The 19797-nt window shown below is 38.3% G+C and carries 33 protein-coding genes; all 33 read left to right on the top strand.

The features are described from left to right. The first annotated feature begins 10 nt into the window (after positions 1 to 10). Complete coding sequence (rpsS, locus tag G6O73_RS08800; RefSeq protein WP_057886472.1) at positions 11 to 292, top strand: 30S ribosomal protein S19; 282 nt, start codon at positions 11 to 13, stop codon at positions 290 to 292. Positions 293 to 307: 15 nt separating this feature from the next. Beyond that, on the top strand, positions 308 to 655 hold the full coding sequence (gene rplV / locus G6O73_RS08795) for a 50S ribosomal protein L22 (protein ID WP_057872456.1): 348 nt from the start codon (positions 308 to 310) through the stop codon (positions 653 to 655). A 13-nt stretch (positions 656 to 668) separates the two neighbouring features. Then, entirely contained in the window at positions 669 to 1325 is a 657-nt protein-coding gene (gene rpsC, locus G6O73_RS08790) for a 30S ribosomal protein S3 (RefSeq protein WP_057886473.1), read from the top strand. 2 nt (positions 1326 to 1327) lie between these two features. After that, complete coding sequence (gene rplP / locus G6O73_RS08785; protein ID WP_057886474.1) at positions 1328 to 1762, top strand: 50S ribosomal protein L16; 435 nt, start codon at positions 1328 to 1330, stop codon at positions 1760 to 1762. Beyond that, positions 1752 to 1946 (top strand): 50S ribosomal protein L29, encoded by a 195-nt coding sequence (gene rpmC / locus G6O73_RS08780; RefSeq protein ID WP_057872453.1) that lies wholly within the window; start codon positions 1752 to 1754, stop codon positions 1944 to 1946. The genes rplP and rpmC overlap by 11 nt, the downstream gene beginning before the upstream one ends. Before the next feature lie 25 nt (positions 1947 to 1971). Beyond that, positions 1972 to 2238 (top strand): 30S ribosomal protein S17, encoded by a 267-nt coding sequence (rpsQ, locus tag G6O73_RS08775; RefSeq protein ID WP_057886475.1) that lies wholly within the window; start codon positions 1972 to 1974, stop codon positions 2236 to 2238. Between the two features lie 70 nt (positions 2239 to 2308). Continuing rightward, entirely contained in the window at positions 2309 to 2677 is a 369-nt protein-coding gene (gene rplN / locus G6O73_RS08770; protein ID WP_057886476.1) for a 50S ribosomal protein L14, read from the top strand. Positions 2678 to 2707: 30 nt separating this feature from the next. Further along, complete coding sequence (gene rplX / locus G6O73_RS08765; RefSeq protein WP_057886477.1) at positions 2708 to 3019, top strand: 50S ribosomal protein L24; 312 nt, start codon at positions 2708 to 2710, stop codon at positions 3017 to 3019. 25 nt (positions 3020 to 3044) lie between these two features. Next, positions 3045 to 3587, top strand: coding sequence for a 50S ribosomal protein L5 (rplE, locus tag G6O73_RS08760; protein ID WP_057886478.1), 543 nt, complete (start codon positions 3045 to 3047; stop codon positions 3585 to 3587). A gap of 14 nt (positions 3588 to 3601) precedes the next feature. After that, positions 3602 to 3787, top strand: a complete 186-nt coding sequence (locus G6O73_RS08755; protein WP_057886479.1) for a type Z 30S ribosomal protein S14 — start codon at positions 3602 to 3604, stop codon at positions 3785 to 3787. 27 nt (positions 3788 to 3814) lie between these two features. After that, positions 3815 to 4213 (top strand): 30S ribosomal protein S8, encoded by a 399-nt coding sequence (rpsH, locus tag G6O73_RS08750; protein WP_057886480.1) that lies wholly within the window; start codon positions 3815 to 3817, stop codon positions 4211 to 4213. A 28-nt stretch (positions 4214 to 4241) separates the two neighbouring features. Then, a complete protein-coding gene (gene rplF / locus G6O73_RS08745; RefSeq protein WP_057886481.1) occupies positions 4242 to 4778 on the top strand; it encodes a 50S ribosomal protein L6 in 537 nt (178 codons plus the stop codon). Positions 4779 to 4818: 40 nt separating this feature from the next. Beyond that, entirely contained in the window at positions 4819 to 5175 is a 357-nt protein-coding gene (gene rplR / locus G6O73_RS08740) for a 50S ribosomal protein L18 (protein WP_083478546.1), read from the top strand. Between the two features lie 21 nt (positions 5176 to 5196). Beyond that, entirely contained in the window at positions 5197 to 5697 is a 501-nt protein-coding gene (gene rpsE, locus G6O73_RS08735) for a 30S ribosomal protein S5 (RefSeq protein ID WP_057886483.1), read from the top strand. Between the two features lie 16 nt (positions 5698 to 5713). Beyond that, a complete protein-coding gene (gene rpmD, locus G6O73_RS08730) occupies positions 5714 to 5896 on the top strand; it encodes a 50S ribosomal protein L30 (RefSeq protein ID WP_057886484.1) in 183 nt (60 codons plus the stop codon). A 39-nt stretch (positions 5897 to 5935) separates the two neighbouring features. After that, positions 5936 to 6370, top strand: coding sequence for a 50S ribosomal protein L15 (rplO, locus tag G6O73_RS08725; protein ID WP_057886485.1), 435 nt, complete (start codon positions 5936 to 5938; stop codon positions 6368 to 6370). Continuing rightward, entirely contained in the window at positions 6370 to 7668 is a 1299-nt protein-coding gene (gene secY, locus G6O73_RS08720) for a preprotein translocase subunit SecY (RefSeq protein WP_057886486.1), read from the top strand. Before rplO ends, secY begins: the two co-directional genes overlap by 1 nt. Positions 7669 to 7722: 54 nt before the next feature. Further along, on the top strand, positions 7723 to 8382 hold the full coding sequence (locus G6O73_RS08715) for an adenylate kinase (protein WP_057886487.1): 660 nt from the start codon (positions 7723 to 7725) through the stop codon (positions 8380 to 8382). 171 nt (positions 8383 to 8553) lie between these two features. After that, positions 8554 to 8772 (top strand): translation initiation factor IF-1, encoded by a 219-nt coding sequence (gene infA / locus G6O73_RS08710; RefSeq protein ID WP_057886488.1) that lies wholly within the window; start codon positions 8554 to 8556, stop codon positions 8770 to 8772. 34 nt (positions 8773 to 8806) lie between these two features. Then, positions 8807 to 8920: a 50S ribosomal protein L36 gene (gene rpmJ, locus G6O73_RS08705; protein ID WP_010496734.1), complete on the top strand. Its 114-nt coding sequence runs from the start codon at positions 8807 to 8809 to the stop codon at positions 8918 to 8920. A gap of 23 nt (positions 8921 to 8943) precedes the next feature. Then, positions 8944 to 9309, top strand: coding sequence for a 30S ribosomal protein S13 (gene rpsM / locus G6O73_RS08700; protein ID WP_057886489.1), 366 nt, complete (start codon positions 8944 to 8946; stop codon positions 9307 to 9309). A 23-nt stretch (positions 9310 to 9332) separates the two neighbouring features. Then, a complete protein-coding gene (gene rpsK / locus G6O73_RS08695) occupies positions 9333 to 9722 on the top strand; it encodes a 30S ribosomal protein S11 (protein WP_057872437.1) in 390 nt (129 codons plus the stop codon). An 85-nt stretch (positions 9723 to 9807) separates the two neighbouring features. Further along, positions 9808 to 10752 carry a DNA-directed RNA polymerase subunit alpha gene (locus tag G6O73_RS08690; protein ID WP_057886490.1) on the top strand — a complete coding sequence of 315 codons (945 nt, stop codon included), beginning with the start codon at positions 9808 to 9810 and terminating at the stop codon, positions 10750 to 10752. Between the two features lie 21 nt (positions 10753 to 10773). Next, a complete protein-coding gene (gene rplQ, locus G6O73_RS08685; RefSeq protein ID WP_057886491.1) occupies positions 10774 to 11157 on the top strand; it encodes a 50S ribosomal protein L17 in 384 nt (127 codons plus the stop codon). Positions 11158 to 11458: 301 nt separating this feature from the next. Beyond that, complete coding sequence (locus G6O73_RS08680; protein ID WP_057886492.1) at positions 11459 to 12298, top strand: energy-coupling factor ABC transporter ATP-binding protein; 840 nt, start codon at positions 11459 to 11461, stop codon at positions 12296 to 12298. Then, the gene (locus G6O73_RS08675) at positions 12274 to 13143 is read left to right on the top strand and encodes an energy-coupling factor ABC transporter ATP-binding protein (RefSeq protein ID WP_157056707.1); all 870 of its coding nucleotides are present in this window, start codon (positions 12274 to 12276) and stop codon (positions 13141 to 13143) included. The genes G6O73_RS08680 and G6O73_RS08675 overlap by 25 nt, the downstream gene beginning before the upstream one ends. Beyond that, positions 13144 to 13941 carry an energy-coupling factor transporter transmembrane component T family protein gene (locus G6O73_RS08670; RefSeq protein ID WP_057886494.1) on the top strand — a complete coding sequence of 266 codons (798 nt, stop codon included), beginning with the start codon at positions 13144 to 13146 and terminating at the stop codon, positions 13939 to 13941. 28 nt (positions 13942 to 13969) lie between these two features. Continuing rightward, on the top strand, positions 13970 to 14731 hold the full coding sequence (gene truA, locus G6O73_RS08665; protein WP_057886495.1) for a tRNA pseudouridine(38-40) synthase TruA: 762 nt from the start codon (positions 13970 to 13972) through the stop codon (positions 14729 to 14731). Between the two features lie 123 nt (positions 14732 to 14854). Beyond that, the gene (gene rplM / locus G6O73_RS08660; RefSeq protein ID WP_057886496.1) at positions 14855 to 15298 is read left to right on the top strand and encodes a 50S ribosomal protein L13; all 444 of its coding nucleotides are present in this window, start codon (positions 14855 to 14857) and stop codon (positions 15296 to 15298) included. Between the two features lie 13 nt (positions 15299 to 15311). Next, a complete protein-coding gene (rpsI, locus tag G6O73_RS08655) occupies positions 15312 to 15704 on the top strand; it encodes a 30S ribosomal protein S9 (protein ID WP_057886497.1) in 393 nt (130 codons plus the stop codon). A 139-nt stretch (positions 15705 to 15843) separates the two neighbouring features. Beyond that, positions 15844 to 17031, top strand: a complete 1188-nt coding sequence (locus G6O73_RS08650) for a pyridoxal phosphate-dependent aminotransferase (protein WP_057886498.1) — start codon at positions 15844 to 15846, stop codon at positions 17029 to 17031. Between the two features lie 22 nt (positions 17032 to 17053). Next, positions 17054 to 17518 (top strand): CopY/TcrY family copper transport repressor, encoded by a 465-nt coding sequence (locus G6O73_RS08645; protein WP_057886499.1) that lies wholly within the window; start codon positions 17054 to 17056, stop codon positions 17516 to 17518. A 58-nt stretch (positions 17519 to 17576) separates the two neighbouring features. After that, positions 17577 to 19784, top strand: coding sequence for a heavy metal translocating P-type ATPase (locus G6O73_RS08640; RefSeq protein WP_057886500.1), 2208 nt, complete (start codon positions 17577 to 17579; stop codon positions 19782 to 19784). The last annotated feature ends 13 nt before the right edge of the window (positions 19785 to 19797 follow it).

Genomic DNA, 19797 nt, shown 5'->3' with positions numbered 1-19797 from the left:
AGGATTTACCTTGAGTCGTAGTTTAAAAAAAGGACCATTTGCTGACGCTCATTTGATGAAGAAAATTGAAGCGCAAGCAGACAAAGAAAAAAAGACCGTTATTAAAACATGGTCACGCCGTTCAACAATTTTTCCAAGTTTTATTGGATATACAATTGCCGTCTATGATGGACGCAAACATGTGCCGGTTTATATCCAAGAAGATATGGTTGGACATAAGTTAGGTGAGTTCGTACCAACGAGAACTTTCCATGGCCATGGTACAACTGACAAAAAAACAGCTGTTAAGTAAGGGAGGGTTTAACAAATGGCTGAACAAGTTACATCAGCAAGAGCAACTGCCAAAACAGTTCGAATCCCTGCTCGTAAAGCACGTTTAGTGATCGATCTTATTCGTGGCAAGAGTGTGGCTGAAGCTTTGGGTATTCTGAAATTTACCCCGAGAGCTGGAGCAGTTATCATTGAAAAAGTTTTAAAATCGGCAATTGCCAATGCAGAAAATAATTTTGATTTGGATGCTGAAGATTTAGTTGTAAGTGAAGCATTTGTAAATGAGGGACCAACTTTAAAACGTTTCCGTCCTCGTGCAAAAGGTTCTGCTTCACCAATTAATAAAAGAACAAGTCATATTACAGTAGTTGTAGCTACTAAATAAGGAGGGATAATGCGTGGGTCAAAAAGTAAATCCAACAGGATTGCGTGTCGGAATTATCCGCGACTGGGAAGCAAAGTGGTACGCTGAAAAGGATTATGCAGATAATTTGCATGAAGACTTGCATATTCGAAAATACATTCAAACAAAGTTAGCTGATGCATCTATTTCAACGGTTGAAATAGAGCGTGCAGCCAAACGAGTTAATGTTTCAATTCACACTGCTAAACCTGGAATGGTCATTGGTAAAGGTGGTTTCGAAGTTGAAAAATTACGTAAAGAATTGAACCAATTAACAGGCAAACGAGTTCATATTAACATTATTGAAATTAAAAAACCTGATTTAGATGCTGAATTAGTCGGTGAAGCAATTGCTGCACAATTAGAAAATCGTGTTGCATTTCGCCGGGCAATGAAGCAAGGTATTCAACGGACAATGCGTGCTGGTGCTAAAGGTATTAAAGTTCAGGTTGCTGGACGTCTTAACGGGGCGGATATGTCACGTGTTGAGCATTTTTCTGAAGGAACAGTACCTTTGCATACTTTGCGAGCAGATGTTGATTATGCTTGGACAGAAGCAGCAACAACTTACGGTAAATTAGGCGTTAAAGTCTGGATTTATCGTGGAGAAGTTTTACCTGCTAAAAAGGTTAACCGCGAAGGAGGGAAATAATCATGTTAGTACCAAAGCGGACAAAGCATCGTCGCGAATTTCGTGGTAAGATGCGTGGCGAAGCTAAGGGCGGCAAAACGGTTGCTTTTGGTGAATATGGTTTGCAAGCAGTTGATTCACATTGGATCACAAACCGCCAAATTGAAGCATCTCGTGTCGCAATGACACGTTACATGAAACGTGGTGGGAGAGTTTGGATTAAGATTTTCCCTCACAAGTCTTATACAGCTAAAGCAATTGGTGTTCGTATGGGTTCTGGTAAAGGTGCACCAGAAGGTTGGGTAGCACCTGTTAAACGCGGTAAGATTTTATTTGAAATCGGCGGCGTTTCTGAAGAAGTAGCACGTGAAGCATTAAGACTTGCTTCTTATAAACTTCCGATTAGAACCAAGTTTGTAAAACGTGAGGAAGTAGGTGGCGAATCAAATGAAAATTAAAGAAATTAATGAATTAACCACTGATGAAATGCTCAAAAAAGAAAAAGAGTTCAAAGAAGAACTTTTTAACTTACGCTTCCAGTTAGCAACAGGTCAGTTGGAAAACACTGCGCGTTTAAAGGAAGTTCGTAAATCGATTGCTCGCATTAAAACAGTTTTGCGGCAGCATGAGCTTAAAAAATAGAATACGAAAAGGAGGTAAATAAAGCATGGCTGAAACTCGCAATCAACGTAAAGTTTATCAAGGTCGGGTTGTTTCTGACAAAATGGATAAGACGATTACAGTTGTCGTAGAAACTTACAAAAATCATAAGGTATACGGCAAACGTGTTAAGTACTCTAAAAAATTCAAAGCACATGATGGAAAAAATGAAGCTAAGATTGGCGATATCGTCAAAATTATGGAGACACGTCCATTATCCGCAACCAAACGTTTTCGTTTAGTTGACGTCGTTGAGAAAGCAGTTATTATTTAGTGCTTATTAATAATTAACGATTACACTTTAATTCGTATTCTGATTTGTTCGCGAAAGGAGGTCACATCCAGTGATCCAACAGGAAAGTCGTTTAAAAGTTGCAGATAATTCAGGAGCACGTGAGATTTTAGTTATTAAAATTCTTGGTGGTTCTAGGGTCAAGACTGCTAGTGTCGGTGACATTATAGTTGCTACGGTTAAACAAGCAACACCAGGTGGCGTTGTCAAAAAAGGTGATGTTGTTAAAGCAGTAGTTGTTCGGACTAAATATGGTACTCATCGTGCAGATGGTTCTTACATTAAGTTTGATGAAAATGCAGCTGTAATTATTGCTGATGATAAGTCGCCAAAGGGAACTCGTATCTTCGGACCGGTGGCGCGTGAGTTGCGTGAAGGGAACTTTATGAAGATTGTTTCCTTAGCACCTGAAGTATTGTAATCAAACTACTAGGTCAAGGAGGTGCGAAAAATGTTTGTTAAAAAAAATGATAAAGTTAAAGTAATTGCTGGTAAAGATAAAGGCAAAGAAGGAACAATTGAAAAAGTTTTGCCAAAACAGCATCGAGTAATTGTTAAAGGCGTTAACTTAATCAAAAAACATCAAAAACCAAGTAATGCGAATCCAAATGGTGGAATCGTTGAAGTTGAGGCTGCAATTGATGCTTCAAATGTAATGTTACTTGACCCTTCAAACAATCAACCAACTCGTGTTGGATACAAAGTTGTTGATGGGAAAAAGGTTCGTGTTGCAAAAAAATCTGGCGAAGTGCTAGATAAGTAATTAAAGAAGGGAGGACCAGGTCTCCATGGTAAACCGTTTAAAAGCTAAGTATGATAAAGAAATCGTACCATCTTTAATGGAAAAATTTAATTATACTTCAATTATGCAAGTGCCAAAGGTTGAAAAAATTGTTATTAACATGGGTGTTGGTGATGCAGTTAATAATTCTAAAAATCTTGATGAAGCAGTTGAAGAGTTGACATTGATTGCTGGTCAAAAACCAGTAATTACAAAAGCAAAGAAATCAATCGCTGGTTTCCGTTTGCGTGAAGGAATGGCAATCGGAACAAAAGTTACTTTACGAGGAACAAGAATGTATGACTTCCTTGATAAATTAGTTTCTGTTTCGCTGCCACGTGTTCGTGATTTTCATGGCGTAAGTAAACGCGCTTTTGATGGACGCGGAAATTATACTTTGGGTATCAAGGAACAATTGATTTTCCCAGAAATTGATTTTGATAATGTTAACAAAGTTCGTGGCATGGATATTGTTTTAGTAACTACTGCCCAAACTGATGAAGAATCAAAAGAATTATTAAAACAGCTAGGAATGCCATTTGCTAAGTAAAGGGAGGTTTTACATTGGCTAAGAAGTCACAAATTGCTAAGAACAAACGTCCAGCTAAGTATACAACACAGGAATATACACGTTGTGCGCGTTGTGGACGTCCTCATTCAGTTTATCGCAAATTTAAGTTATGCCGTGTTTGCCTGCGTGACCTGGCACATAAAGGTCAGATTCCTGGTATGAAAAAGGCTAGCTGGTAATATAAACACATAAAAGGAGGGCAAATCATGGCCATGACAGATCCGATTGCTGACTTTTTAACTCGGATTCGTAATGCTAATTTAGCAAAACACGAATCAGTTGAAGCTCCAGCATCAAAAATCAAGCACGATATTGCGGAAATCCTCAAAAATGAAGGATTCATTCGCGATGTTGAATACATTGATGATGACAAGCAAGGCGTTATTCGCGTCTTTTTGAAATATGGACAAAATAGTACCCGGGTTATTTCCGGTATTAAAAGAATTTCGAAGCCAGGATTAAGATCTTATGTAAAAGCTGATTCCGTTCCTAAGGTTTTGAACGGACTTGGAATCGCAATTCTTTCAACTTCTGAAGGAGTTATGACAGACAAGGATGCTCGCGCTGAGAAAATCGGCGGCGAAGTTATTGCTTACGTTTGGTAAAAATTTTAACAGCAAGGAGGTGTAACCGTTGAGTCGTATTGGTTATAAAGAAGTAGTTTTACCGGCAGGTGTTGAAGTTAAGCGCAACGGATATGAAGTCACTGTTAAAGGGCCAAAGGGTGAATTAACACGTGAATTTTCTGATAAGATTTCAATGAATATCGAAGGTAATATTGTTAAATTCGATCGTTCTGCTGATGACAGCAAAACAAAGGCATTGCATGGTACTACACGTGCCAACTTCCATAATATGGTTGTAGGTGTTAGCGATGGTTTTAAAAAAGAATTAGAACTACGAGGTGTTGGGTATCGTGCTCAGATGAAGGGTAAGACATTAGTTTTGAATGTTGGTTACTCTAACCCAGTTGAATTTGAAACCCCAGCTGATTTGAAGTTAGAAACACCTTCGGCAACATCAATTATTGTTTCCGGCGTTTCTAAACAAGAAGTTGGCGATTTTGCTGCTCAAATTCGTTTGACTCGTGCACCAGAACCTTATAAAGGTAAAGGTATCCGTTATGTCGGAGAATATGTTCGTCGTAAGGAAGGTAAGACTGGTAAGTAATAGCTTACAAGTTGCATAATAAATTCAAGAGGTGAAAATTTTGATTACCAAACCAGATAAAAATAAGACACGGCAAAAGCGTCATACTCGTGTTCGTGGTAAAATCTCTGGTACAGCTAAGTGCCCACGCTTAAATGTTTATCGTTCAAACAAAAACATCTACGCTCAAGTAATTGATGACGTAGCGGGTGTGACGCTTGTTAGTGCCTCTACACTGGACGAAGAAGTCAGTGGAAACAGTAAAATTGAACAAGCAACTTCAGTCGGTGAAGTTGTTGCTAAACGTGCAGTTGCTAAGAATATTAAAGAAGTTGTTTTTGATCGTGGTGGCTATTTGTATCATGGTCGGATTCAAGCTTTAGCTGAAGCTGCTCGTCAAAATGGTTTAGACTTTTAATCAAGGGAGGGAAAGTAGTTTATGACTTTTATTGATCCAGCACAACTCGATTTAGAAGATCGCGTAGTTGCGATTAACCGTATTACAAAAGTTGTTAAAGGTGGTCGTCGTCTGCGTTTCGCTGCCTTGGTGATTGTTGGCGATCATAATGGACATGTTGGCTTTGGTACAGGTAAAGCTCAAGAAGTGCCAGAAGCTATTCGTAAAGCAGTTGATGCAGCTCGCAAGAATCTGATTAAGGTTCCAATGGTTGGTGAAACTTTACCTCATGAAGTAATCGGCGAACATAGTGGTAGCCGCATTTTACTTAAACCGGCTATTGCTGGTTCAGGTGTCGCTGCTGGTGGTGCTGTTCGTGCCGTTATGGAATTAGCAGGTGTCGCTGATGTTACAAGTAAATCATTGGGATCGAATACACCAATTAATGTTGTTCGTGCAACTATTAGTGGTTTGCTCAAATTAAAAAATGCTGCCGAAGTAGCTACTTTACGTGGTGTTTCGACTCAGCATTTAGCAGAGTAAGGAGGCCGATTATAAAATGGCAAATCTTAAAGTTACATTAATCCGCAGTGTCATTGGCCGGCCTCAAAACCAACGCGATATTGTGAAGGCTTTAGGCTTAGGTCGAGTAAATAGTTCTGTTGTTCTACCTGATAATGCCGCAACTCGTGGTGCAGTTACAAAAGTTAATCATTTAGTTGCTGTTGAGGCTGCTGAATAATTTTTAGGATAAGATTAAATTAAAGGAGGTGCCTTTCTGGTGAAATTGCATGAATTAAAAGCAAGCGAAGGTTCACGTAAATTACGTAATCGTGTTGGTCGTGGAACTTCGTCCGGTAATGGCAAGACAGCTGGCCGTGGACAAAAAGGCCAAAAGGCTCGTAGCAAAGTCCGCTTAGGTTTTGAAGGTGGCCAAATGCCATTGTTCCGTCGGATGCCAAAACGTGGTTTTCAAAATATTAATCGCAAAGAATATGCGATTGTTAACTTGGAAACACTTGAGAAATTTGACAATGGTACAGAAGTTACCCCAACTTTGCTAGTTGAGAAAAAGGTTATTAAGGACGAAAAAGATGGAATTAAAGTTCTTGGTAATGGTAAACTGACTAAAAAATTGACAGTTAAAGCTAATAAATTCTCAACAGCAGCAAAAGAAGCAATTGAAACTGCTGGTGGTCAAGCTGAGGTGATTTAATGCTGAAAACAATGAAGAATGCCTTTGCTGTTAAAGATATTCGTAAAAGAATTATGTTTACATTAGGCGTCTTGATTGTATTTCGTTTAGGCACATATATTACAGTCCCTGGGATCAACGCTAAAGCTCTAACTAACGTTGCGTCTTCAGGGTTAGTTAGTATTCTAAATACCTTCAGCGGTGGCGGCTTAACTAACTACTCAATTCTAGCAATGGGGGTTTCACCATACATTACTGCACAAATTGTTGTTCAATTGTTGCAGATGGATATTGTTCCTCGATTTGTTGAGTGGAGTAAACAAGGTGAAGTTGGACGGCGCAAGTTAAATCAAACTTCGAGGTATTTAACAATTGTGCTAGCGTTTGTACAATCAATCGGAATCACAGCCGGATTCAACGCTTTAAGTAGTTTGAATTTGGTTACTGATCCGAGTCTAAAAACATATCTGAGCATTGGGATTATCTTGACAGGTGGTTCCTTATTTACTACTTGGTTAGGTGATATGATTACTGAGCGTGGTTTTGGCAATGGAATTTCAATGATTATTATGGCTGGAATTTTAGCGCGTATTCCAACAGGCGTTCATCAGATTTATGTTGAACAATTTGTTGATGCAGGATCTAGTCATCTATGGAGTGGAATCTTGTATGCATTGATTCTGTTAATTGCAGTTTTGCTAATTGTAGCTTTTGTAACGTATGTTCAGCAAGCCAATTACAAAATTCCGATTCAGTACACTCGTCGTTTAGCAGGAGCAACTGATAGTTCTTATTTGCCGTTGAAAATTAATGTCGCAGGGGTTATTCCAGTTATTTTCGCTAGTTCATTTATTGCTACTCCGCAAACTATTTTAATGTTGTTTACACAAAATCACTCTGAAGATACATGGTATCAAATTTTAAGTAATTTGTTTAACATGCAAGCAACTGGTGGAATGATTTTGTATACGATTTTGATAATTTTGTTTACCTTTTTCTATGCCTTTGTACAGGTGAACCCAGAAAAGTTGGCGGAGAATTTACAAAAACAAGGAAGTTATATTCCAAGTGTTTGGCCAGGAAAAGAAACTGAAAAATACGTTTCACGTTTACTGATGCGTTTAAGTTCAGTTGGTTCATTGTTTTTAGGATTAGTTTCTTTAATTCCCTTAATCGCTTCTAGCATTTGGGGGCTCGATGAATCAATTGGTTTGGGAGGAACAAGCCTATTAATTGTAGTAGGTGTTTCTCTTGAATCGATCCGTCAATTAAAGGGTATGATGATGAAGCGTGAATATATTGGATTTATTCGTAAATAAACAACTATTAAAAACTGGGCTTTATAAGCTTATATTTTTTGGGGGTTGAAGTAGATGACAGCATTAAATTTAATGTTGATGGGTTTACCAGGTGCAGGTAAAGGAACACAAGCTGAAAGAATTGTTGATCAATATCATGTTCCCCATATTTCGACTGGCGATATTTTTCGAGCAGCAATTAAAAATCAAACTGAGATGGGTGTTAAGGCTAAAAGTTTTATTGATCGAGGAGAATTAGTCCCAGATGAAGTTACTAATGGGATTGTTCGTGATCGTTTGACTGAAGCTGATACCGCAGTTGGTTTTCTATTAGATGGTTTTCCAAGAAACTTAGCTCAAGCCAAAGCACTTGAGCTAATGGGAAAAGAGTTAGATCGTTCTTTAACAGCTGTGATTAACATTCATGTTGATCCAGATTCATTGCTTGAACGATTAACTGGACGCTATATATGTCGTAGTTGTGGTGCAACCTATCACAAATTGTTTAATCCAACAAAAGAAGCTGGAACTTGTGATCGATGTGGGGGACACGAATTCTATCAACGTGAAGATGACAAACCAGCAACAGTAAAAAATCGATTAGATGTTAATCTTAAAATGAATACACCTCTGATTGATTTTTATCAGCAACAAAATTTACTGCATGAAATTAATGGGAACCAACCAATTGAAAAAGTTTTTGCAGATGTTCAGCAAGTGTTGAATAAATTGTAAAAACGAATTAACTGAGTTGCAACTAACCTGATACAGTGGTATACTGTTTCAGGTTTATCTTTTCAGCAGGGTTAGTCTGTCTTTTTTAGGGCTTCAGTTAACTCAATTATAAAAAGTAGTTAGCTGATTGTATACGAGAAGCCAAAGGACCATTTAAGGAGGTACTTTTACGTGGCGAAAGATGATGTGATTGAAATTGAGGGGAAGGTTATTGAAACCTTACCCAATGCAATGTTCAAAGTTGAACTCGAAAATGGACACGAGATTTTGGCTCATGTTTCTGGTAAAATTCGGATGCATTATATCAGGATTTTGCCGGGGGACCGAGTAACGGTCGAAATGTCTCCGTACGATTTAACTAAGGGACGCATTACCTATCGCTTTAAATAGATTGTACTTCAAATTTTATCGGGAGGTATAATTCATGAAGGTAAGACCATCAGTAAAGCCAATGTGTGAGCACTGCAAAGTGATCAAACGTAAAGGCCGTGTTATGATTATTTGTTCAAACCCGAAGCATAAACAGCGTCAGGGATAAAAAAATTAGGAGGTGTAATTGTTATGGCTCGTATTGCAGGTGTCGATCTACCACGCGACAAACGAATCGTGATTGGATTGACTTACATTTATGGAATCGGTAATTCAACAGCTAAAAAGATTTTAGCAGAAGCAGCAGTTTCTGAAGACGTTCGAGTTCGCGACTTAGCTCCAGAACAAGAAGACAAGATTCGTGCAGCCGTTGATCATTTTAAAGTTGAAGGTGATTTGCGTCGTGAGGTTAGTTTGAATATCAAACGCCTTTCAGAAATTGGCTCATACCGAGGCTTGCGTCACCGTCGTCATTTACCAGTTCGTGGTCAAAATACCAAGAACAATGCGCGGACTCGCAAAGGCCCAGTTACAACAATTGCCGGTAAAAAGAAATAATTAATAAAGGAGGGTTATAGTTAATGGCTGTTAGAAAAACTTCGCGTAAGCGTCGTGTAAAGAAGAATATTGAAAGCGGAGTAGCACACATTCATTCAACATTCAATAATACATTGGTTATGATTACGGATGTTCATGGGAATGCGGTTGCTTGGTCTTCAGCTGGTTCACTCGGATTCAAAGGAAGCCGAAAATCAACTCCATTTGCTGCCCAAATGGCTGCTGAAGCTGCTGCTAAAGGTTCAATGGAACATGGCATGAAATCTGTTGAAGTTGCTGTTAAAGGACCTGGTTCTGGCCGTGAAGCAGCAATCCGTGCTTTACAGACTACAGGATTGGAAGTTACTTCAATTCGCGATGTCACACCAGTTCCCCATAATGGATGTCGTCCTCCAAAGCGCCGTCGTGTTTAATAATGGTTAGCATTCATTTTGAGGTAAATCTTCATAATGTTTTCGCCAAATTGCACGTTGCGTTTTGAAAGGGGTAAAGATAAGAATGATCGAATTTGAAAAACCAAAAATTCACAAAATAGAAGAAAGTCCTAATTTTGGTAAATTTATTGTCGAGCCATTAGAACGTGGCTATGGCACAACTTTGGGTAATTCGCTTCGTCGGATTTTGCTTTCCTCATTGCCTGGTGCTGCGATTACTAATATTCAGATTGATGGTGTTTTACATGAATTCTCTACAATCAAGGGTGTTCGTGAAGATGTTACGCAGATTATTTTGAATTTAAAAAAAGTTGCGTTGAAAATTGATTCTGAAGAAGATCAAGCATTAGAGATAGATGTAACAGGGCCGCTTGATGTCACTGCTAGTGATATTCAAGGAAGTAGTGAGGTTGAAGTTTTGAATAAAGACTTATATCTTTGTTCTGTAGCCGAAGGTGCTTCACTCCATGTTAGAATGAATGCTAATAAGGGCCGCGGTTATGTTTCAGCTGATGAGAATAAAACAAAAGCTGATGATATGCCGATTGGTGTTTTACCAATCGACTCAATTTATACCCCGATCGAACGTGTCAATTATCAAGTCGAGAAAACACGTGTTGGTCAAAAAAATGATTATGATAAATTGACATTAGATGTTTGGACGAATGGTTCAATTAGTCCGAGCGAAGCTATCAGTTTATCGGCAAAAATTTTAACCGAGCATTTGACCTTATTTGTTGATTTAACTGATGAAGCTAAGAATGCTGAAATCATGGTTGAAAAAGAAGAAACACATAAAGAAAAAATGCTTGAAATGACAATTGAAGAATTAGATTTATCTGTTCGTTCTTATAATTGCTTGAAGCGAGCAGGGATTAATACTGTTCAGGAACTGACTAATAAGTCGGAAGCTGATATGATGAAGGTTCGTAACCTTGGTCGTAAGTCGCTTGAAGAAGTTAAGAATAAATTAGTAGATTTGGGTCTTTCATTACGCCATGAAGATTAATTTACAAGGGAGGGAAATTTAATGAGTTACCGTAAATTAGGTCGTACGAGTGGACATCGTCGTGCTATGCTCCGTAATTTAACAACAGATTTAATTGTTGAAGGTAAGATTGTGACGACTGAAGCACGTGCTAAAGAGGTTCGCAAAACGACTGAGAAAATGATTACTCTGGGCAAAAAAGGCGATCTTGCTTCCCGTCGTCGTGCAGCTGCATTTATGATGGATGTTGTAGCTGATGTTAAAGAAGAAGACGATAAGGTGGTTGTTCAAACAGCATTGCAAAAATTGTTTGCTGAAGTGGCACCACGTTTTAAAGAACGCAATGGTGGCTACACTCGAATCTTAAAAATGAGTGAACGTCGTGGAGATGCTGCTAAAATGGTTGTACTTGAGTTAGTCGATTAATAATTTTTTTGTCACTTTTATAACAATAACTGGGCGCTATGATGATGGATCATACCAAGTCTAGTCCTAAGTAGCCGAATGGTGAAACCTTTGTTATAAAAAGTGATTTTTTTGTATTTAATTATTTGAAAAAATGTTTTATTACGTACTAATTTGATAATAACAAATGGCAAAGATAATCATGTAATTGTCTTTGCCATTTGTTGTACATAAAAACAGGTTTTGCAATTTTAAAACGTTTTGAGTGAAAACAGTATGTTATGATATGTGCTATAGGAGAAAACTTGATGGAGGTGAGTAGATGTCAAATGATATAATTAATGTTAATAATCTAAACTTTAAATACTCGCAACAGGGAGATTGGTTATTTAAAGATTTCAATTTTAAAATTGAACGTCATGAATGGGTAGCTGTAATTGGACATAATGGCAGCGGAAAAAGTACTTTAGCACGTTTAATTGATGGACTTTTGCAGCCGCAAAGTGGTTCAATTATGGTTGATCAGCAAACGATGTCGGCAGAAAATGTTTGGAAAATCAGAAAAAAAATTGGAATGGTTTTTCAAAACCCAGAAAATCAGTTTGTTGGAGCTAATGTAGCAGAGGACGTAGCATTTGGATTGGAAAATCAAGCGGTCCCTTATAAGTTAATGCATCAGCGGGTGAAAACTGCGCTGCAGCGAGTTAACATGTGGCGTTTTGCTGAACAAGAGCCAGTTAATCTATCCGGAGGACAAAAGCAAAGAGTTGCATTAGCTGGAGTAATTGCGTTGCAACCTGAAATTATTATTTTAGATGAAGCGACTAGTATGCTGGATCCTGAAGGCAGACGTGATGTCATCCAATTAATTCATGACTTGAAAGTTCAGCATAATTTTACTATTATTTCGATCACGCATGACATTGACGAAGCAGCTTTAGCAGACCGAGTGATAGTTTTAGATGATGGTAAAATAATTGAATCTGCTCCTCCTGCACAAGTTTTTTTACATGGAAAAGAACTGAGTCATTTAGGTTTAGCTGTTCCTTTCTCAGAGAAAGTCAAGGCTGCTTTAGTAAAACGTCGAATTACAGTTCCTGTGCAATACTATACTGAACAAAGGATGGTCGATTGGATTTGTCAATCAATTTCAAACAAGTAACTCATACCTATCAACCAGAAAGTCCTTTTGCTCATCAGGCACTGCAAGGTGTTTCTTTTACAATTCAAGAACATAGTTACACTGCAATAATTGGACATACAGGTAGTGGTAAGTCAACTTTGATTCAACATTTAAATGGTTTATTACGACCAACTAGTGGAGAAGTAGTGGTTAATCAGCAAACAATTACTGCTAATACTAGTAATAAGGCTTTAATAAACTTGAGAAGAAAAGTCGGAGTAGTCTTTCAATTTCCTGAAGCACAGTTGTTCGAAGAAACAGTTTTAAAAGATATCGCATTTGCACCTAGAAATTTTGGAATGGCAGCAGATCAAGCTGAAAAAATTGCTCGCAAGGCGGCCGCAATGGTTCAATTACCCCAAACGGTGTTGAAAAAGTCGCCGTTTGAATTGTCTGGTGGGCAGATGAGACGAGTTGCAATCGCTGGAATCTTGGCAATGCAACCACAAATTTTAGTGTTAGATGAACCGACTGCGGGACTAGATCCACGGGGGCATCAGGAAATTATGGATTTATTTGCTCAATTGAAACGAGAACAAAACTTAACGGTAATTTTGGTAAGTCATCAAATGGATGATGTAGCACTTTATGCTGATCAAGTTATTGTTTTAGAAGAAGGTAAAGTCATAGCCCAACAAACTCCCCGAGAATTATTTAATCGCCCTAAATGGCTAAGACAGCATCATTTAGATTTGCCGCATGCAGCAAAATTTGCGTTTGACCTTGAAAAACAGGCCAATTTGAAATTTGAACAATTGCCTTTGACAGAGGATGAATTAGCTGACGAGCTAGCTAAATATTTGCCAAAGGAGGGGGAAAAATAATTGAATAAAGTTCTTTTAGGAAGATACTTGCCGGGATCTTCATTTATTCATCGTCTAGATCCACGGTCAAAATTGGTTTTAAGTTTCTATTTTATTATTGTGATTTTTTTGGCTAATAATTGGTCGACTTATTTATTTATGCTGTTTGTGGTAGCGGGTTGTATTTTATTGGCACAAATAAAACTAGGTTTTTTCTGGAAGGGTGTACAACCTTTAATTTGGTTGATTCTATTTACAGTATTACTGCAAATCCTATTCAGTCGTGGTGGTACAATTTTTTGGCAGTGGGGACCGTTTTCTTTAACTCAAACAGGGATAGTCAGTGGGATTTATGTTTTCTTTCGTTTTGTCTTGATTATCTTTATGTCAACCCTGTTGACCTTAACAACACCACCATTAGAAATTGCTGGAGCCTTGGAATCATTATTAAAACCGCTAAAGAAAATTCATTTTCCAGTTTATGAAGTGTCGTTGATGCTCTCAATTGCTTTAAGGTTTGTGCCAACTTTAATTGATGAAGCTGCTAAAATTATGAATGCGCAACGCTCTCGCGGAGTGAATTTTGATTCTGGCAGTTTGCGTCAGCGATTAAATGCGGTAGTACCGTTGCTGATACCGTTATTTGTGAGTGCTTTTAATCGAGCTGAAGATTTAGCGACAGCAATGGAAGCACGAGGGTATCATGGCGGTGAGGGTCGTACTAAATATCGGATCAATCAATGGCACTTACGTGATACGGTAAGTGTAGTATTCTTTTTACTGGTAACGATTGTAATGATTTTGTTGCGTACTTGGTAAAGATCATAAAGGAAAGTGAGAAAAATCTTTGGCAATTAGATATAAAGTAACCTTGGCTTACGATGGAACGGCTTTTGCAGGATTTCAAGTTCAACCGCACCAACGAACCGTCCAAGGAGTTTTGGAGAGAGCTGTTAATCGTTTAAATAAATCATCCGACTATGTTCATGTTTTTGGATCAGGTCGTACTGATGCAGGAGTACACGCAGTTGGCCAGGTAATTCACTTTGATTTAGTTAATGATATTCCTGATCAAGGAATTATTAACGGTTTAAATAGCTTGCTGCCTTTGGATATTGAAATAAAAATGGCTGAGCACGTAACAGCAGATTTTCATGCTCAATTTACAGCTCATGGAAAACGTTATGTTTATCGGGTTAGTCAAACTAAGGCCGTTAATCCCTTTAAAAGATTTTACACCGGGCACTATAAATACCCGTTGGAGGTAAATCTGATTAAGACAGCTTTAAAGGATGTAGTTGGGACGCACGATTTTTCCAGTTTTGTTGCTTCGGGAAGCCAAACTAAATCACATATCAGGACTATCTATACTGCAACTGTTAAAGAGTTACCGCAAGAAAAAGAATTAGTTTTTGAATTTTATGGTAACGGATTTTTATATAATCAGGTACGGATTATGGTTGCTGCACTATTGGAAATCGGTAGTAAACGGCGGCCGGTCCACGATTTTTTGCGACTTTATCAAGTTAAGGATCGTAATGAATGTCGCGGAACAGCTCCCGCTAGTGGTCTGTATCTCAAAGAAGTTGTTTATCAGCCAGATAAATAAATGAATAATCATTGACTTTGGTGGGGAAAAACCGTATTATTAAGTTTGGTATTGTTTGCCCCACAGTAGGCCCCGGAAACTTATTATGCGTCAAACAAGCATATAAAAATGGAGGAAGAAATCGTGCGTACAACTTATATTGCGAAGCCAGGCGAAGTAGAACGTAAATGGTATCTAGTTGATGCAACAGATGTTCCTTTGGGACGTTTGTCAGCAGTCGTTGCGTCAGTTTTGCGTGGCAAGAATAAACCGACTTTTACACCAAATGTTGATACTGGTGATTTTGTAATTATTATCAATGCAGATAAAGTGGCTTTAACCGGTCGCAAAGCAGAACGGAAAATATATTACCATCATACAGATCATCCAGGTGGTTTGAAGAGCAGAACAGCAGGAGATTATCGTCAGAAAGATCCTGAAAAATTATTGACTTTGTCAATCAAAGGTATGATGCCTAAAGGCAGTTTGGGTCGTGCACAGATGAAGAAGTTACGTGTTTATCGTGGCGAAAACCATCAGCATACTGCTCAGCAGCCTGAAGTACTCGATATTACAAAATTGATTTAGGAGGAGACTGAATTTGGCTCAAGTACAATACAGAGGAACTGGCCGTCGTAAGAATTCTGTTGCCCGCGTTCGTTTGGTACCGGGGAATGGCAAGATTACGATTAATGACCATCCTGCAGAAGAATATATTCCCTTTGCAAATTTACGTGAAGTTATGGTACAGCCATTTGAAGTGACTGAAACCAAAGACTCTTATGATGTATTAGTAAATGTTTTTGGCGGCGGCTTCTCAGGGCAAGCAGGCGCAATTCGTCATGGAATTGCTCGTGCCTTGCTTGAAGTAGATCCTGATTTCCGTGGCGTTTTGAAACGTGCTGGATTATTAACACGTGATTCACGGATGAAAGAACGTAAGAAACCAGGTCTTAAGAAAGCCCGTAAAGCACCACAATTTTCAAAACGTTAATTTTGGAAAGCAGACCATCTGTTGTTTTAGCAACAGGTGGTTTTTGTTTGCCTAAATTTTGAGAAGTCAGTATTTAATCATTAAATTAGTGAATCAATGGGTTATAATAATGTCTAAAATGATAAGGAAGCGATCAGTAATGATTTTTGAACAATCCCAGTTATTAAATACTTTGCCTAATCAATTTTTTGCTAATCTAGTAAAAAAAGTTAACCAAAAAATAGCGGCAGGTAATGACGTTATCAATTTAGGACAAGGAAACCCAGATCAACCAACTTTTGAATATATTGTTAAAGCAATGCAACAAGCTACAGCTAAACCAATTAATCATAAATACTCGCCTTTTTCCGGATTAGCCTCTTTAAAGCAAGCGGCAGCTGATTTTTATCAGGAGCATTATAATGTTGAGGTTAACCCAGAAACTGAAGTGGCTATTTTAGGTGGCTCAAAAACAGGGTTAGTAGAGCTACCATGGGCGCTGATGAATCCAGGCGAAACAATGCTGTTGCCTGATCCGGGTTATCCAGATTATCTTTCAGGTGCAGCTTTAGGTAAGGTTAATTATGAAACTTTTCCATTATTAGAAGAAAATAATTTTTTACCAGATTATGACTCCTTTGATATTCAGAAAGCTGATCAAGCAAAATTTATGTATCTGAATTATCCTAACAATCCAACCGGTGCAGCGGCTACACCAGATTTCTATCAAAAAACAGTTGATTTTGCTAGAAAACATCAATTAGGGATCGTTAGTGATTTTGCTTATGGTGCTTTAGGCTTTGATGGTTATCAGAATCCGAGCTTTTTACAAGCAGCAGGTGCAAAAGATGTCGGAATTGAAATTTATACTTTTTCAAAAACTTTCAATATGGCTGGTTGGCGGTTAGCATTTGCAATTGGTAACCCAACGATAATTTCAGCTCTGAATTTAATCCAAGATCATTTATTTGTGAGTGTTTTTCCAGCTATTCAAGAAGCAGGAATTACTGCGTTAACTTCATCACAAGGTACAGAAGAAATTCAGCAATTAGTAGGTTTATACCAAAAACGGCGGGATGCTTTTATTGAAGCAGCTTTAAAAATTGGCTGGCGTGCCTTTGTACCTCGGGGAACTTTTTACGTTTGGATGCCGATCCCCGAAGGATATACTAGTGAAACTTTTGCAGATTTGTTATTAGAGAAAGCCAATGTAGCAGTAGCACCTGGTAAAGGCTTTGGGGCTCTGGGTGATCGGTATGTTCGAATTGGTTTATTAGTATCACCGGCTAAATTAGTTGAGGCAGTTAGCCGAATTGCAGGCTTACATTTATTTGATCAAGGAGAATAAATGTTTTAAGAAAGGAAAGAATATGAAGAATAAAAAAACTGTTGAAATCAGCGATGCTGAATGGGAGATTATGCGAATGGTCTGGACATTGCAAACTGCCACTAGTCGTAAAATTATTGATAATTTAAAACAAAAAAAGAGTTGGAAGGAAGCAACTGTAAAAACTTTGCTACGACGATTAGTTCAAAAAGAAGTCTTACGAACAACTACTCAAGGTCGCAGTTTTATCTATCATCCAGTTATTAATGAACAAGAAGCAATTAACTTGATGGTAAGAGGAGTTTTTCAAAAAATTTGTCAACATCATGTTGGAACAACCTTGTTAAATGTTGTTCAAGAGCTTCCACTGGCTAAAGGTGATATTGAAAAGTTACAGCAGGCGCTAAAGCAAAAATATCCTAATGCTCCTGAAGAATTGCCGTGTGATTGTTTGACGGGAATGCACCAAGCGTGTTGTTCGGAAAATGAATCGATGGAAAACTGCTAATTTATGTTTACATTAGTAAACGCAGAGACTATAATTAAAGGCGAGAAGAGGTGACTAGATGAAACAAGAACAATACCAGATTGGCGGGATGGTGTGTGCTAGCTGTGCCCAAACAGTTGAAAAGGCGGTTAATTGTTTGCCAGGAATTACGGAAGCTAGTGTTAATTTGGCAACTGAGAAAATGCAAGTAGCATATGACCAAGCTCAAATTAAGCCACGACAAATTGTTGCGGCCGTTGAACAAGCCGGTTATCAAGCGCAACTTCAACTATCGGATACTGTTAAGAAAAATCAACAGCAAAAAGAACAACAGCAAGCGGTAATGAAAAAGAACTTAATTGGTGCATTTTTATTTGCTTTAAGCGTGTTATATTTAGCGATGGCACCAATGATTAAGTTACCCTTGCCTTTTAACTTAAGTGATTTTCCTTTGACATTGGCCTTAATGGAATTATTATTAACGTTGCCGGTTTTTTGGTTTGGTCGTGATCACTGGCTAGGTGGTTTCCGTTCATTATGGCGTAAACATCCGAATATGGATTCTTTAGTTGCTCTAGGAACTTGGACTTCTTTGTTAGCTAGTTTCGCAAATACGATTCAATTAGCGTTGACTGGGCAAACACAATATTTGTATTATGAGACAGCGGCCTTAATTTTAACATTGATTATGTTAGGCAAGTATTTAGAATTCATGGCAAAGCGACGAGCAACTGCTTCACTTAGTTCACTCTTACGCTTAGTACCGCCGCAAGCAGAAGTGATTCAAGCAGATGGAAGCACTCGAACGGTTCCTGTAGCTGAAGTAAAAACCGGTACTCAATTACTGGTTAGATCTGGACAACGAATTCCCACCGATGGCACTGTGATTACTGGGAGAACAACGATTGACGAGTCAATGCTGACAGGTGAAAGCTTGCCAGTAACCAAAACAGCCGGTTCAAAAGTTATCGGTGGAACTCAAAATCAGTTGGGTAAAATTACGATGCAGGCAACAGAGATTGGAGAAAAAACTGTTCTAGCGCAAATTGTCAAATTAGTTAGTGATGCGCAAGCAACTAAAGCTCCAATTGCTCGATTAGCTGATCAAATTGCTGGTTATTTTGTTCCCGCAATTTTAGGAATTGCTATGTTTGGCTTACTTGGCTGGTTGCTGGCAGGACAGACTTTGGAATTTGCTTTACAAGTTTTTGTGGCGGTCTTGGTGATTGCCTGTCCGTGTGCTTTAGGTTTAGCAACACCAACAGCATTAATGGTTGGTAGCGGAAAGGGCGCTGAAAAGGGAATCCTTTTTAAAAATAGTCCAGCATTAGAACAAATGGCTCGATTAAATACGATTGTATTTGATAAGACGGGGACTTTAACACAGGGTAACCCAGAAGTAGTTAATTTGAAAACAAGTACAAGATTTGAGCCAAATCAATTGCTGAAATTAGCAGCTAGTTTAGAACAAAATACCAATCATCCATTGGCAGCAGCAATTTTAAAAAAAGCAATCGGCCAAGAACTTCTTACAGTTAGTAATTTTAAGACGTGGCCGGGATTAGGTGTTAGTGGTGAAATCGACGGTGAAAAGTATTATTTAGGAAACCAAAAGTTGATGGAGCAACAAGGAGTTTTTAATGGAATTTTAAAAGACTATCCAGCAAAAGAGCAGACGGTTGTTTTTGTCGCCAATCAGCGAGAACCAATCGGTTGCATAGAGATTGCAGATCAGTTGCGTCCAGAAGCTAAAATGGTAATTAAAAAGTTGCATCAATTAGGGTTGCAAACAGTTTTACTAACCGGTGATAAGCAATCAACCGCGATAAAGATTGCCAATCAATTGCAAATTAATCAAGTAATCAGTGAAGTTTTACCGGCCCAAAAAGCAACCGCTATTCAGCAATTACAACAAGAAAAACAAAGAGTTGCAATGGTTGGTGATGGGATTAATGATGCTCCAGCTTTAGCGATCGCTGATGTTGGAATAGCAATCGGTAATGGCACGAATGTAGCAGTTGATTCAGCAGATGTCGTTTTAATGCACTCTAATTTGCAGGAATTATTACAAGCAGTATTGTTAAGCCGAAAAACACTTAAGAATGTTAAAGAAAATTTATTTTGGGCTTTTGCATATAACATCTTAGGGATTCCAATTGCTTTGGGTGGTTGGTATCTGTTAGGTGGTCCATTGCTTAATCCAGCTTTAGCGGGAGCAGCAATGAGCTTTAGTTCAGTTTCTGTTGTTTTGAACGCATTGCGTTTACGGCATGTCAAGTTAGACTAATAATCAAGGAGGA

Origin of the sequence: Liquorilactobacillus nagelii DSM 13675, assembly GCF_019444005.1 — a bacterium.
Classification (GTDB): domain Bacteria; phylum Bacillota; class Bacilli; order Lactobacillales; family Lactobacillaceae; genus Liquorilactobacillus; species Liquorilactobacillus nagelii.
Note: the sequence above shows the minus strand (reverse complement) of the source record. Positions and strands in the feature narration are given on the sequence as shown.

Bases quoted from the DNA above. Each gene is read 5' to 3' on its own strand.
- rplV (WP_057872456.1), top strand. From the start codon at position 308: ATGGCTGAACAAGTTACATCAGCAAGAGCAACTGCCAAAACAGTTCGA.
- rplP (WP_057886474.1), top strand. From the start codon at position 1,328: ATGTTAGTACCAAAGCGGACAAAGCATCGTCGCGAATTTCGTGGTAAG.
- rpmC (WP_057872453.1), top strand. From the start codon at position 1,752: ATGAAAATTAAAGAAATTAATGAATTAACCACTGATGAAATGCTCAAA.
- rpsQ (WP_057886475.1), top strand. From the start codon at position 1,972: ATGGCTGAAACTCGCAATCAACGTAAAGTTTATCAAGGTCGGGTTGTT.
- rplX (WP_057886477.1), top strand. From the start codon at position 2,708: ATGTTTGTTAAAAAAAATGATAAAGTTAAAGTAATTGCTGGTAAAGAT.
- rplE (WP_057886478.1), top strand. From the start codon at position 3,045: ATGGTAAACCGTTTAAAAGCTAAGTATGATAAAGAAATCGTACCATCT.
- rpsH (WP_057886480.1), top strand. From the start codon at position 3,815: ATGGCCATGACAGATCCGATTGCTGACTTTTTAACTCGGATTCGTAAT.
- rpsE (WP_057886483.1), top strand. From the start codon at position 5,197: ATGACTTTTATTGATCCAGCACAACTCGATTTAGAAGATCGCGTAGTT.
- rpmD (WP_057886484.1), top strand. From the start codon at position 5,714: ATGGCAAATCTTAAAGTTACATTAATCCGCAGTGTCATTGGCCGGCCT.
- secY (WP_057886486.1), top strand. From the start codon at position 6,370: ATGCTGAAAACAATGAAGAATGCCTTTGCTGTTAAAGATATTCGTAAA.
- G6O73_RS08715 (WP_057886487.1), top strand. From the start codon at position 7,723: ATGACAGCATTAAATTTAATGTTGATGGGTTTACCAGGTGCAGGTAAA.
- rpmJ (WP_010496734.1), top strand. From the start codon at position 8,807: ATGAAGGTAAGACCATCAGTAAAGCCAATGTGTGAGCACTGCAAAGTG.
- rpsM (WP_057886489.1), top strand. From the start codon at position 8,944: ATGGCTCGTATTGCAGGTGTCGATCTACCACGCGACAAACGAATCGTG.
- rpsK (WP_057872437.1), top strand. From the start codon at position 9,333: ATGGCTGTTAGAAAAACTTCGCGTAAGCGTCGTGTAAAGAAGAATATT.
- G6O73_RS08690 (WP_057886490.1), top strand. From the start codon at position 9,808: ATGATCGAATTTGAAAAACCAAAAATTCACAAAATAGAAGAAAGTCCT.
- rplQ (WP_057886491.1), top strand. From the start codon at position 10,774: ATGAGTTACCGTAAATTAGGTCGTACGAGTGGACATCGTCGTGCTATG.
- G6O73_RS08680 (WP_057886492.1), top strand. From the start codon at position 11,459: ATGTCAAATGATATAATTAATGTTAATAATCTAAACTTTAAATACTCG.
- G6O73_RS08650 (WP_057886498.1), top strand. From the start codon at position 15,844: ATGATTTTTGAACAATCCCAGTTATTAAATACTTTGCCTAATCAATTT.
- G6O73_RS08645 (WP_057886499.1), top strand. From the start codon at position 17,054: ATGAAGAATAAAAAAACTGTTGAAATCAGCGATGCTGAATGGGAGATT.
- G6O73_RS08640 (WP_057886500.1), top strand. From the start codon at position 17,577: ATGAAACAAGAACAATACCAGATTGGCGGGATGGTGTGTGCTAGCTGT.